This window comes from Okeania sp. SIO2B3 (assembly GCF_010672525.1).
In the GTDB taxonomy this organism is placed as follows: Bacteria; Cyanobacteriota; Cyanobacteriia; order Cyanobacteriales; family Microcoleaceae; genus Okeania.
The window spans coordinates 32,136-45,888 of the sequence record NZ_JAAHGH010000017.1 but is presented as its reverse complement, the minus strand read 5'-3'; the positions used below and the strand labels follow the sequence as shown (position 1 = coordinate 45,888).

The 13,753-nt window shown below is 38.0% G+C and carries 11 protein-coding genes and 2 pseudogenes; all 13 read right to left on the bottom strand.

Translation table 11 applies throughout. The annotated features are described in order from the left end of the window. Nucleotides 1-125: 125 nt before the first annotated feature. The gene (locus F6K15_RS15730) at nucleotides 126-1,331 is read right to left on the bottom strand and encodes an AAA family ATPase (protein WP_293062240.1); all 1,206 of its coding nucleotides are present in this window, start codon (nucleotides 1,329-1,331) and stop codon (nucleotides 126-128) included. Between the two features lie 450 nt (nucleotides 1,332-1,781). Further along, the gene (locus F6K15_RS15725) at nucleotides 1,782-2,333 is read right to left on the bottom strand and encodes an RNA 2'-phosphotransferase (RefSeq protein ID WP_293062238.1); all 552 of its coding nucleotides are present in this window, start codon (nucleotides 2,331-2,333) and stop codon (nucleotides 1,782-1,784) included. Nucleotides 2,334-3,280: 947 nt separating this feature from the next. After that, nucleotides 3,281-4,540, bottom strand: a complete 1,260-nt coding sequence (gene metK, locus F6K15_RS15720; protein ID WP_293062236.1) for a methionine adenosyltransferase — start codon at nucleotides 4,538-4,540, stop codon at nucleotides 3,281-3,283. A 722-nt stretch (nucleotides 4,541-5,262) separates the two neighbouring features. Then, the gene (locus F6K15_RS15715; protein ID WP_293062234.1) at nucleotides 5,263-6,012 is read right to left on the bottom strand and encodes an HAD family hydrolase; all 750 of its coding nucleotides are present in this window, start codon (nucleotides 6,010-6,012) and stop codon (nucleotides 5,263-5,265) included. 167 nt (nucleotides 6,013-6,179) lie between these two features. Then, nucleotides 6,180-7,499, bottom strand: a complete 1,320-nt coding sequence (locus F6K15_RS15710; RefSeq protein ID WP_293062232.1) for a 30S ribosomal protein S1 — start codon at nucleotides 7,497-7,499, stop codon at nucleotides 6,180-6,182. A gap of 289 nt (nucleotides 7,500-7,788) precedes the next feature. Further along, nucleotides 7,789-7,983 carry a zinc ribbon domain-containing protein gene (locus tag F6K15_RS15705; protein ID WP_293062230.1) on the bottom strand — a complete coding sequence of 65 codons (195 nt, stop codon included), beginning with the start codon at nucleotides 7,981-7,983 and terminating at the stop codon, nucleotides 7,789-7,791. Beyond that, nucleotides 7,976-8,104 (bottom strand): hypothetical protein, encoded by a 129-nt coding sequence (locus F6K15_RS15700; RefSeq protein ID WP_293062228.1) that lies wholly within the window; start codon nucleotides 8,102-8,104, stop codon nucleotides 7,976-7,978. The genes F6K15_RS15705 and F6K15_RS15700 overlap by 8 nt, the downstream gene beginning before the upstream one ends. A 907-nt stretch (nucleotides 8,105-9,011) precedes the next feature. Then, entirely contained in the window at nucleotides 9,012-9,569 is a 558-nt protein-coding gene (gene nrdR / locus F6K15_RS15695; protein ID WP_293062226.1) for a transcriptional regulator NrdR, read from the bottom strand. Between the two features lie 164 nt (nucleotides 9,570-9,733). Continuing rightward, nucleotides 9,734-9,829 (bottom strand): photosystem II reaction center protein T, encoded by a 96-nt coding sequence (locus F6K15_RS15690; RefSeq protein ID WP_011613950.1) that lies wholly within the window; start codon nucleotides 9,827-9,829, stop codon nucleotides 9,734-9,736. Between the two features lie 183 nt (nucleotides 9,830-10,012). Continuing rightward, nucleotides 10,013-11,539 carry a photosystem II chlorophyll-binding protein CP47 gene (gene psbB, locus F6K15_RS15685; protein ID WP_293062221.1) on the bottom strand — a complete coding sequence of 509 codons (1,527 nt, stop codon included), beginning with the start codon at nucleotides 11,537-11,539 and terminating at the stop codon, nucleotides 10,013-10,015. A 245-nt stretch (nucleotides 11,540-11,784) separates the two neighbouring features. After that, nucleotides 11,785-11,931, bottom strand: a pseudogene (locus F6K15_RS15680) (RNA-guided endonuclease TnpB family protein); the annotation flags it as partial. A 503-nt stretch (nucleotides 11,932-12,434) separates the two neighbouring features. Next, on the bottom strand, nucleotides 12,435-12,749 hold the full coding sequence (locus F6K15_RS15675; RefSeq protein ID WP_293062219.1) for a hypothetical protein: 315 nt from the start codon (nucleotides 12,747-12,749) through the stop codon (nucleotides 12,435-12,437). 486 nt (nucleotides 12,750-13,235) lie between these two features. Next, a pseudogene (locus tag F6K15_RS15670) lies at nucleotides 13,236-13,622 on the bottom strand (enolase C-terminal domain-like protein); the annotation flags it as partial. Nucleotides 13,623-13,753: the final 131 nt, after the last annotated feature.

The window sequence follows — 13,753 nt, the reverse complement described above, 5'->3', positions numbered from 1 at the left end:
ATAATATCTTTTGCCTTTTGCGTAAATTTACACAAAGTAGTAAGTAAATTTAGACATTAAATCTACTTTACTATTTCCGTAAGATAACTGAGTCTAGTCTTTCTTTAAGTATTATTTGCGCAAATTTACACAAAGCAGTAAGTAAATTCAGACATTAAATCTACTCTACCTTTCCGTAAGATAGCTGGGTCTAGCCTTTCTTTAGTATTACAGGTCATTAAAACAACTAATTTCTGTTGTAGATGAATTCCTGATTCATCTACGACACTTTGATATAAAGTACCATCTAGCAAACTGAGAATATGTTCTGTTTTATTGTTAGTTTGTGCAGCTTGAAGCGAACGGTCTTGTGCTAAATTATCTGCCTCATTGATAATAATGCAAATTTGTTCTAGATATGTGGGTGGTACAAAATTTTCTACTGCATCATGGTCTAATATAAAAATTACATATCCTAAAGGAACTAAAACCTCTTTTGCTACTGCTTGAGTCCAAGCTGTTTTACCTGTTCCTGGTTTTCCACTTACTAATACAGCTAATTGATTTTCTTCCAAAATTGCTTGTTGTACTGTGTCAGTAAAATTTTGAATATCTTGAGGAAATGTGTTGATCGGAAATTGACTTTGAACTTGTCCTATACGACATTGATAACCACTTACCATCACCGCCATATTATAGGTTGATTTTTTAACAAGTGGTGCTATATCTTTAGCAATTAAACTGTAGTAACGTCTACCTTTATCATAAGTTTCTATTTGTAACCAACAGGAATATTTTGACCAATAACCATATACTGTTCCTAAAGTTTCTAGACTTTGCCAACTTATAAATCTTTCTATCGGATAGTAAAAATTTCTTTCCATAAATGACTGGGTAATTATGTCAGGTTTACCCAAGAAATCAAGTATTTTAAAAATAGTAATTTCCTGTAGTCTATCGAGAACATATTCAATAGCAATAGTGTCTCTAGTAATAGTGCGTGTCACAGGTGTTTCTACACTCAATACATCTTGATAACGATAATCTGGAGCTGGAGGTTGAGGAGTTATATAGTCCCAAAATTCATCAAATTCATATCGTGTATTTTCCGAAAAAACATTTAATATATTCGCCCACCAAGCAAATTGATGACGACCCAAAGCATCAGCAAGATCGCTAGCTATATCAAGAGTTTTTTGACTTAATTCCCAAAGATCATTAGATAATAAATACCATAGATATTCCAAATCAAAATCTCGGTGAAGAGGTCGCCAACCAGCTCCTAATAAACCTTTATTTTGAGGATTATTTTGTTGATAATTTTCTTTACTACCGAAATATTCTGTTCCCATATTTTGTCAAAAATCTACTTGAATAAAGAGTCAGGAGTCAGGAGGAAAAATTACTTATCGATTCTAACCCCAAACAATTTTGAGCACCGCAGGTGAGGTTTGAGGTATTAAACCCACAAAAGAAAAGATAAATAAATTCCTTTTAGAAATAGTCTTTATATAATTGAGTCGTCAACTTTCATAATTAATTTGATACTTGATTAATGTAAGCATTTCCTGCGGAATGCTGCGCAAACAGCTATTAGCGGTCAGCTCTCAGCAATAAAAATGAATGAAGTAAAAATTAGTTTAACTTATACTAAATTTTCCACTCATCAATTGAAGCACAAGAAAGACTTGTTTTGAGTTTTTAACCATACAATTTAAGCTAATGAAGCTGATAGCTGATAACGCAGTTCCTCCGATAGGAGGCTAGCTGAAGGCTGAATGCTTAATGATTAATTACTTTGATTATTTTCTAATTATTTGTAAATACTGTGAGGGAACTTCATCAACTAACCAGACATGATTTGTAGAAAAGTAAAATCTATAATCATCTTTGTACATGGCACTCGCATCTACAGCAAATACTGCTGGTTTTCCTTTTCTTTTACCGACATTTATAGCAGTATTAATATCTTGTGATAAATGAACATGATGTCTCGACATTTTTTGCAGACCAGTCTGTTTAATCAAGTCAATTAAATGATTTCCTGTGCCATGATAAAGTATATCTGGAGGTTTTATTTCTTCTAGCTGCAAATCAACTGTTAAACTGTGTCCTTGATTAGCACGAATTAAAGTCTTAGTAGAGTCTAAAGAAAAGCGTTTTTTATCATTTTTTTCTACAACCTCATTTAATTCTATCTGAGTTATAGGAAAGTTATAATTTTGAGATGCTTTCAACAGTTCTTCAATGGCAACCCAACCATTAGTATCAAGTTTTATACCTATTTTATCCGGTCGATGTCTCAACACCCAACTCAGATACTTGCTGATTTTTTCTATACGATAATCATTCATATTATTATTCTGATAATTCGTTATTTTTTCAAAATAAATATATTTATTTTTACTTGTTCAAATGAGCAAATTAAGATAGCTTATACTGTCTAGCAAATCAAATACAAAACTAAAATTAAAACTTTATACTACTTTTATATTACATCACAGATACAAAAATTGTCAAGGATAGGTAAAAATGAGATAATCTTTTTTATTCGATGGTGTCAAGTAGCCAGACTTGAAAGCAAGACAAAATAAATAAAAATTCAAAAGCAGACCACTAATAACTGAATACTGAATACTAATATGAAAATCGTTATAATTAGCAATAAAAAACTTTCTTCTCCTCTGGTCTCCTATTCCCTCCTGACTCCTGACTCTTAAGAGAGTGAATACAAACAAAGATTAAGAAAGCGTTGGCTTTAATGTTCGGTATGTTCGGTGGGTTACGGCGGACAAGTTAAGAATTTGCGGAGGACTCATAAGTATTGTAGCCTCACCTACCCTACCCTTAGATTTCATATTCCTTTTACAAACAGTCTCTAACTCCTGACTTCTAACTCCTACGGACATGATTTAATTGTTGCTCTGCTGATTAAATCTAAAAGCATTGATATATTAAAGACAAGTTCCTTTTTGAGGTCGAAAAAAGTTCCTGGTTTTCAGCTCTTCACGCTCAAAAAGTTAGTATTTGATGCGCATAGTTGGGCAGAAAAATCCCAAATTGACAATTCTTACTTCTACCTCCTAGCTCATCCCCATGTCTCCTGTCTCCTGTCTCCTGCCTCCTGTCTCCTAGCTCATCCCCATGTCTCCTGTCTCCTGTCTCCTGTCTCCTGTCTCCTACCCCTACTAAAAGACTTTTTCAGCAAACCCTAATTACTATAAAATAGCAACCAAAAGAAAATTCTCTTGGTTGCTCATAATCAGATATTATCTATAATTCAAACTCTATGGACAGTTAATTACACTTTAGCTGCTAACTGTGGACTAAATGCTTCCTTAAGTAACTCTACCTTATCTGTTTGCTCCCAAGGTAAATCTAAGTCGGTACGCCCTAAGTGACCATAAGCAGCAACATCCTGGTAACAACGACCTCCTCTTTCTGCAGGTAAGTTTCGGAGGTTAAAAGTCTGAATAATTCCTGCTGGACGAAGTTCAAAGTTTTCTTTAACTACCTCTAGTAACTTATCTTCATCTACTTTAGAAGTACCAAAAGTTTCAATCATCATGCTCACAGGTCTTGCTACTCCAATAGCATAACTAATTTGAACTTCACATTTTTCTGCTAGACCTGCTGCCACAATATTTTTTGCTATGTAGCGACAAGCATAAGCTGCGGAACGATCTACCTTTGTCGGATCTTTACCAGAGAAAGCTCCTCCGCCATGACGGGAATAGCCACCATAAGTATCAATTATAATTTTACGCCCTGTAAGACCACAATCTCCCTGTGGACCGCCAATTACAAATTTACCAGTGGGGTTGACAAGGAAACGAGTTTGTGCATCTGGTTTAATATCTATATCTGCAAATATAGGCTCCACAACATATTTCCAGAGGTCTTCTTTAATCTTTGCTTGAATTTCTGATAATTCTGTAATTTCCCCAATTGTAGCGGTGTGTTGAGTAGAAATTAAAATCGTGTCAATACCAACAGGACGACCATCTTCGTAAGCAATAGTAACTTGGCTTTTGCCATCTGGCCGTAAATAAGAAAGTTGACCAGTTTTTCTAACTGCCGCTAGTTGACGACAAACGCGGTGTGCCAAACTAATAGGCAAAGGCATTAATTCAGGAGTTTCATTACAGGCGAAACCAAACATCAACCCCTGGTCTCCTGCACCCACTGCATCAAGTTCTTCATCACTTAACTGTTCGCGAGTTTCTTGGGCCTTATCTACACCTTGAGCAATGTCTGCAGATTGTTCATCTAAAGCCACTAATACTGAGCAACTATCTGCAGAAAAACCATTTTCTGCGTGAACATAGCCAATATCAGCAATTTTTTTTCTAGCTAATTCTATGTAATTTACTTGGGCCTTAGTGGTAATTTCACCAGTAATTAGGACTAACCCAGTGTTAACTACTACTTCAGCAGCTACACGACTCTGAGGGTCTTGGGTCAGTAGAGCATCTATAATAGTATCAGAAATTTGGTCGCAAATTTTATCTGGATGTCCTTCAGTAACAGACTCAGAAGTGAATAAGTAACGACTAGACAATAGTAGTTCCTCCTAATATTTTTCCAGGCATTAGCCGTTCAATCAACTTCAGCTTAGGGAGTTAGGTTGTATAAAATAACTACTTTCTACTATCTGTGAAGTCGGATGATTTTAAACGGCCTAACCTGAGATTATTTTTACTTGTCAATACATTTTTTCGACCAGAAGCAGAAAATTATAAATTACTTTTTACAGTCTCTAAGCTAACAGTTGTTTTCTACTATAGCAAAATTGGTATGCAAATACACAAATAATTAGGGTTTGCGCTCAAAAGTCTTATGGGTAAGGGTAGGAGACAGCTATACTGGAGACAGGAGACAACCCACCCGCGGGCCCCTCCCAGGAGGGGAGAAATGGCTTGGGAGCGAGGAGGTAAGAGCGGGCGTTTTGTCCTAAGATTTTTCTGTCCGAAGGTTTGCCTTTTATGCTAACTTTTTGAGGGTTTTAGACTACTTAAGAGCGCATCCCCTTGGGAATTCAAGAAGGCTCAAACCTTTACTTGTCAATGCTTTGAGATTTAATCAGCCAGCCCTAATTAGACTCGTCGCTTTATGACTAAAAAAAACTGGCAAACCCAAGTCAAGTAAGGATTTCACTACCTCCTATCTAAAAAAGTCTGGAATTACTGCTGTGTCTTAATCTGAGCGATTTTTTCCATCTATTTAGCGACAACTATATTAATTAATCTTGTCGCCAATGCTAACTATACAGGAAGTTACTTATTAATTATTAATTATTGAAAATACTTTAATTTCTTCTAATTGGGCGATCGCTACATCTGCTGCCTGTAAATAGCTAACTTCTGGCTTGCCCCAACAAATTCCTATACAACCTGCTGCTCCTGCTTTTTTAGCCATTTCTATATCCATAGGAGAATCTCCAACCATTAATACTTTATCTGGTGCCACTCCTAATTTTTGGCAAGCTTGTAAAAATAGTTCTGGATCTGGTTTACTAAGGCCATCATCAACCCCCATTTCTAGTTGGATATAATCATTGAGTTGATAGTATTTGACAAAATTTTGTACTGCTTTTGTGGAAGCCGCAGATAATATGCCCAGTTTTATACCCTTTTCCCAGAGGTACTTCAACACTTCCAGACTTCCTGTAAATATAGGAGAAGGTTCAGACTGTTGCATGATTTTTTCAGCTTCTTCAAAAGTCTCTTTAGCAATAGCTAGTGACTCTAACCATCCTCGACCTGTCTCAGCAATATAAGCTGCTGCTGCAATTTCATTTTCTCGCCTACTTCCAACGGCCATTAATCCTGTAGGGTTAATACTGTGTCCATTAATTCCAAAGGACATTAGTAATGGTTCTCCAATTCCTGGAATTTTAGCGTCTATGAGGCGAGCCAGCTTTTGTCCTAAATTTCTGAGAAACTCTTGAGAATTTTCCAAAGTGCCATCTTTATCAAAAATTATTGCTTGAATATCTTGGAATATTACATCTCGGCAGTTAATAGCTACCATTCTTTAAAATAGGGAAGAATATATTTTTAATTATTACTAGAGTTTATTCTGATTGAGAATATTAAGTCAGCAGGATATAGGGAGTAGCTATAAGTTATTTTTGATTTAGTTATTTTCTAACTTAATTATTTTATTTACTCCCTATTCACCTACTAGCCTCGATTTACTTATTCTACAGCTGCTGCTGATTTTTCTTCATCCACTTCAGGTGCTTCTGTTGTTTCTACTGTCGCTTCCACTTCAGGTGCTTCTGTTGTTTCTACTGTCGCTTCCACTTCAGGTGCTTCTGTTGTTTCTACTGTCGCTTCCACTTCAGGTGCTTCTGTTGTTTCTACTATCGCTTCCACTTCAGGTGCTTCTGTTGTTTCTACTATCGCTTCCACTTCAGGTGCTTCTGTTGTTTCTACTGCCACTTCCACTTCAGGTGCTTCTGTTGTTTCTACTGCCACTTCCACTTCAGGTGCTTCTGCTGTTTCTACTATCGCTTCCACTTCAGGTGCTTCTGCTGTTTCTACTGTTGCTTCCACTTCAGGTGCTTCTGCTGTTTCTACTGTTGCTTCAACTGTTTCTTCAATCGTCTCTCCCCGTTGTGCAGCAAGCATTTTTTCTCTAAACTTAGCCGCCATTTCTTCTGCTTGGTCATATACCAGTTGTGGATTTTTGACCATGGCCCCTGGTTCTGGTTCTAGTTGCTTAGTTGACAGAGATATCCGGCCTCTGTCAGAATCAAGGTCAATAATCATAACTTTTAGCTCATCATTGACTTTTAATACGCTACTAGGAGTTTCAATATGATCGTGAGAAATTTCTGATATGTGCAATAGGCCACTAACACCACCAATATCAATAAAGGCACCATAGGGCTTAATACCACGAACTGCCCCTATAACTACCTCTCCTACTTCTAAACGATTCATCTTCCGCTCAACTAAAGCGCGACGATGACTTAGAACCAGACGATTACGTTCTTCATCTACTTCTAAAAATTTTAGAGGCAATTCTTCGTTAAGTAAATCTTCTTTTGGTTTACGCGTACTAATGTGCGAACCAGGAATAAACCCACGCAGTCCTTCTATCCTAACTAAAGCACCACCACGGTTTGTTGCAAATACTTGTGAGCGTACTGTTGCATCTTCAGCTTGTAATTGTCGGACCCTTTCCCAGGCCCGCATATATTCTATTCGTCGGATGGATAAAGTTAACTGTCCATCTTCATTTTCATCTGTTAAGATAAAAAATTCTCTTGTTTCATTTGACTGTATAACTTCTTCAGGGTTTTCGACCCTATTGATTGACATTTCTTGGATAGGGATATAAGCAGCAGTTTTTGCTCCAATATCAATCAATGCTCCTCTTGGTTCTATGCTAAACACTGTTCCTGCTACAATATCTCCAGGACTAAAGTGATAGTCATATTTATCTAATAAAGCTGCAAAATCTTCGTGAGTAAAGCCAACTTCTTTGGCGGGTGTTTTCAAATTTGTCATGCGTTATAGTTTCTTGGGATTTCTCTCCTTAATGTTTTTTACTTGTCTTGATAGTTTTCCTCTCACCAAAAAATAGGAGCTATTAGATTATATTTAGCCTGTCTAATTAATATTTTATAGGTTATATGTATGAGGCAAAACTCTCCTTGACAAAATCATGGTTTCTTGACATCCTCTCCCGTTATAATCTTTAATTTAACGGGAGAAACCCAAACCTCACGATTTAGGTTTACTGCTTGAGTGGCACTTATCTAGACTGTTGCCAGCCCCCGACAGTACGCCTAGACAGTCAATTTGCTCTACGATCTGCAAAGGCCGCAGTGACACCTCGATGACAAATCACTTTTGCTGCTGCTGTATCCCGGTTGATTAAGTAGTGACATTCAGGAAATTTATGTTCGCGCTCAGACAGGTCTTTTTTGCCTGCATGCGCTCCACAATTTGGACAAATTTGACTGGTATATCTGTAGTCTACCTTACCCAAATAAACCCCTCGTTTCCAGCATACCCAAGCCAAGAGGCTTGAATAACTGACCGAACCCTGCATCTAAAGTATGTTTACTTAACATTCCTTTGGCCCAGGTTTTCAAGTCTAAGTCTTCCACAAATATCATTCCAGCTTGGTCACATATAATGATGAACTAATTTAAAGTGAAAGTCTTTTCGGGTGTCTGAGATTTTTTGATCAACTCTGGCTATCTTTATGGTTAAGTTGATGTCGATTTGCTGAACCCAAGAAGCTTGAATTTGACTCTACGTTGTAGCAATTTCAGCTTACTATGTAGTTATTTCCAGAATCTAGGGTTTCAATCAACTCACAATTCAGTTGTTGCTAGAAAATTTTCAACTCCAACATCAACCCCTTATATATTTAAGAGCATATATAAATTAATTTAGGTATTCTTTTACCTAGATATTAATTACAAAGCTCTTGTACTGCCAAGACATCAGCTCCTACTAAGACCTTTAGAGTCTTTTGGCTAATAGTTCTTGCCTGGTTATGGCCTTTCTATTCTTTAAATTTAGGTCAGTTTCATTCAGAGTTAAACTTGACCTAGAGTATTAAAGTACTCTGCTCTGGTCAAGACTATCATATAGATTCTACCCTGCAAAAGCTAACCCTAACCTACTATTATTACTCAAAACAGTTTATTTTACCATAAACTTTGATGTCGGTTTTTCGTTAACCATTTATTACCTAAATAGTCCTAAGCCATAGTTTTATCTGTATTTAGGACAAATATTGCAGATTATTTAACCTGATATCTAATAATTTGGCTTGCTTAAATTACCTAATTCTTTCCTCTAAGTAAGTTTGAGGCCACATTAATTTATCGATCCACTATTCTTTTAACCAGTTCAGCTCCAAAATATCTTGAGCTTACTTACTGTCATAGTTATTATCATTAGACATCTCGCATAATAAAAAATTAAATCAATTATCGTACTCTTATTCATCAATTCTTTTTCCCTACTCCCTATTCCCTCTTTTGGTGGAGATGTCCATTAAGTTTAAGACGAGGTGACAAAAGAAGCAGGGGTTTCACAATCAATAGCATCTGGTTTTGGAGAAATTTCAGAACTTTCTAGGGCAGTAGAATTAAAATCTAAATTATTTTTTTGATTTTGGAGATGATTTAAAGTATCTACAAAATCTCTAATACCTTGAAATTTACGATAAACAGAAGCAAAACGGATATAAGCAACTTCACTAATGTGAACTAATTTACTCAGAACAATTTCACCAATTTCAGCGCTAGTAACTTCTCTCTGGGATCTACCCTGTAGCTCAACTTCAATTTCATCTACAAGAGCTTCGAGTTCAGTAGGTTCAATACCAGTTTTTTCACAGGAGCGGACAATACCTCGGAGTAATTTCAACTTATCAAAAGACTCTTTTTTACCGTCCTTTTTAATCACTGTTACTGTAACAAACTCTATTCTTTCATAAGTCGTGAAACGATGCTGGCAGTTCAAACATTCCCGCCGACGTCGGATACTCTTACCAGATTCAGCTGAACGCGACTCTAGAACACGACTATTTGTATGTTGGCACACTGGACATCGCATACTTTAAATTTTTTAGACATAAGTTCAGACATAAATATTCTATCCTAAATTAGGCCAATAGTAACTTATTTAAAGTTATAAAAAATGAGTACTGGGTTGAGAACTCAGCACTCATCGATCATAAAAAAAGCAATTTATTTGATAATTAAAACGATCAAAACTAATTACTTTCCAATTCTGGGAGGATCGCGGAAGGCGATCGCAAAAAATATCACACCCAAGGCCAAAGCCAATACTAATATGTAAGCTGCGCTTTCCATAAGGGAATTTCCTGAAAATCCAGTTCTATATTAGTTTACCAGTTGAACGTCAAAAAAAGTCCAACGAAAATACTTTGTAACTTTTATCAAAGTAGTCGTTGGACTTTTATCGAAAATTTGAAGATGAGAGATACCTAGTTTTCTTAGTGGTCTACTTTTATTATTGGTTAAACCACAGTAGCTTTAGGTTTCCTTCCTACGAGTACTTAGGTCTCCCAATTTCTGGAATAGACCAAACTCTACTTGTTCCTCTAGGTCTGGGTCAATACCTGCGAATACATCGCGGAACAAAGTCCGACATCCATGCCAAATATGACCGAAGAAGAAAAGTAGAGCAAAACAAGCGTGGCCATAAGTAAACCAGCCACGAGTGCTAGTCCGGAATACACCGTCAGACCCTAAAGTTTCTTGGTCAAACTCAAAAGGTTCACCTATCTGAGCTTTACGAGCATACTTCTTAACATCTGTAGCTTTAGTAAACGTTTGACCATTAAGTTCACCGCCTAAGAAGCTAACTGTTACGCCCTTCTCCTCAAAACTATATTTTGATTCTGAACGACGGAAAGGAATATCAGCCTTGACTACACCATCAGCATTGGTCAAGATAACGGGGAAAGTTTCAAAGAAGTTTGGTAGACGACGCACAAATAATTCCTCGCCATCCTTATCCTTAAATACTGGATGACCAAGCCAACCTTGAGCAAGACCATCACCATTATTCATTGGGCCAACACGGAAAAGACCACCTTTCGCAGGGCTATTACCAACATAGTCGTAGAAAGCTAATTTTTCAGGAATAGTTGACCAAGCTTCTGAAGCAGTTTGACCTGCTGCTATTTCAGATTGAACGCGACGATCAATTTCTTCCTGGAAGTAACCGTTATCCCATTGATAACGAGTAGGGCCAAATAATTCAATAGGGGTAGCCGCACTGCCGTACCACATTGTGCCAGCGACAACAAAGGCTGCAAAGAAAACTGCTGCGATACTGCTTGAGAGGACTGTTTCAATGTTACCCATCCGCAAGGCTCTGTAGAGACGTTCTGGTGGTCTTACAGATAGGTGGAACAAACCAGCAATAATTCCCACAATTCCAGCTGCAATGTGGTGGGCGACAATACCACCAGGATTAAATGGGTTAAATCCTTCCGGTCCCCAGGCCGGGGCTACTGGCTGAATAGAACCCGTTAATCCATAGGGGTCTGATACCCACATTCCTGGACCAAATACTCCTGTTAAATGGAAGGCTCCAAAGCCAAAACAGAGTAAACCAGATAAGAATAAGTGAATACCAAACATTTTTGGTAGGTCTAGAGCAGGTTCTCCGGTACGTTGGTCAAAGAAAAGTTCTAAGTCCCAAAAAACCCAGTGCCATACAGCAGCTAGGAACAGCAGACCAGAAAGAATAATATGAGCTGCTGCTACACCTTCAAAAGACCAAAAGCCAGGGTTAGAAGCTGCTTCTCCAGTAACGCTCCAACCACCCCAAGATTGGGTAACACCTAGACGTGCCATAAATGGCATGACGAACATTCCCTGACGCCACATGGGGTTCAGGACTGGATCGCTAGGATCGAAGATTGCTAGTTCATAAAGGGCCATTGAGCCAGCCCAACCTGCTACTAGAGCAGTGTGCATTAAATGCACGGATATTAGTCGTCCTGGATCGTTCAGAACAACTGTATGTACTCGATACCAAGGTAGTCCCATTGACTACACTCCTCCTTATTAAGTGATGTCTATACTGAAAGCTTTTTTCTTTTGTTTGTTATGCCGTTCTTAGAAACCTACGATTATCTCCAAAAATCTATGATTTTCTATAAATAACCTGTTCTATTCCCTATTCCACTGGCAAAGTCGGCGCCTGTCCAGTCCGCAAGCTGTCACGGTTGTTCGCGCCAGCCTTGCGGAGCAAACTGACCGCCATAGCTAGATTTAAGCTAGCATTTCCTAGGTCATGCTCTGCAAACAAATCTCGTTTGCCCTAGGGTTGCGGAGCAATCGCAACTTAAGCCACAGTTTTCATATTCAAAAATGTGCTCTGATAAGGATAGAGACTGCTTCACTTGACCACACCTACTGCAAGTCTTAGAACTAGGAAACCATCTATCAACTCATCTGACACCAAATTGAAAATTATGCTGTGAGGCTTCTCAACGGTTTACGTAAAGTTGCCGTGACATACTCCCACACTAACCATTCGGTATAGTGTAGGCTTCTCGCTTCGCAGTCCTGCTATTGCATCGGACTCCACGAGCTTTAAGGACGGGATGCCCCACCGCCCTTTTTGCAGATCGAAAAACTACGCGCCTAGCTCCGCAGTCAGATTTTACGCTTACCGCCGATTCATTTCACACCAAATTGAAAATTATGCTGTGAGGCCTCTCAACGGTTTACGTAAAGTTGCCCCAATTATAGTCCAATTGTCAAGATAGTGAGGGACAATATGGCCTATTTTATCAGATAGGGGCATAAAAGTTAAAACTATTTCAAGAATTGTATAGAGTTTTGAAGTTAATCGCAAGCCAACATTACAAAAGCAAGAAAATTGATGATTAATATTTAGTTAAGTTAACTTTTGACTTGAGACTCAAGCCTAATGACTTTAGCCAATTTGACAGATGGCTGAGGTAGTACAAAGATATTCCAAGACTTTTTCAGAATTAATCAAGCGGGTCAACACCACATTGCCAATATTCTGATTAGAAGCAGACTTTTGGGCTTCAGCAGTGGGATAAATCTCTACCATCAATACTGCTTCTTCGACTCGATGCAGCCACATTGTTTCATTTTTATCCAAAATACAAAGATTCATTTTTTCAATATCTGGCGCTCGTCTCCAAGCTGTTTCACTCCAGAGACCACCGACCGTCCAAATTCTACCTACGGCCCACCCCTCTGATAAGAAGAAGTATTTCACAGACTTTATTTAAACTTGACTAATTTATCAGAAAGTGTATCAAAGATAAGAGCATCTTTAATCTATATTGAAAAGATAATAGAACTCTTGGTTCCTACATCGTATATTCAAGTGCAGTGAAGGTAGCCCGCAGTGTTCTAGATTTGATATCGTTAGAAACTTACAGCAATTTTCATTTCAGTAGACCACAGTAGGGACGTTGCATAAGGGCGTCCCTACTGGGTTTTGATTATGGAGATGTGGTTCATCAACAGGATTTACGCAGTACCGCTACATATAGTGTATTATTTGGTCATTATTGCTTACTTAACCACTATAATTAGTACCGTTGCGTAAGTCCTGATCAATTTGAAAAGCGCTGTATATCATAAACAGCGATCGCCTATCCCAAAACATCCATTTTTGGTTCTACGCCCAATCCTGGAACTTCTGGCGCATAAGTTTTACCCCCTTGATTTCGCGCACCATCCGTAGCTGTATCCACAGTTAAGATTTCATGGCATAACCAAGTTCTCGTAAATAAGTTGCTGGGGTACTCTGAGCCAGGTGTACTGCTTCAGTATCTGCAATCACGCTACCGCCACTTTCCTCAATATTCATCCTAATACCCGTTTCCAGGCAAAAGTCTCGAATACGCTTGGCTTTAGTTAAACCTCCAACTCGATTAATCTTCAAGTTAATAGCCTCACAAGCACTGTCAGCTTGAGCGCGGACAACATCCCCATCACGCTGAATACATTCATCTAAAATAATTGGATAATAAGTCAGTTGACGTACTTGTAAACACTCTTCATCAGTTTCACAAGGCTGTTCAAAATACAAAATTGGTTCTTTTACTGAATTCATTACCCGCAGAGCATCATCTACTAACCAAGCTCTATTAAACTGGCGAGGTTGTCATCAATAATGTCACCACTGAAAAATTTAGCTAGTTGATCGCAAATATCGCTGTGAAGTCGCTACCAGTAGCGTTAAGCAAAGAGTATATTATCTCAATTAGAGTT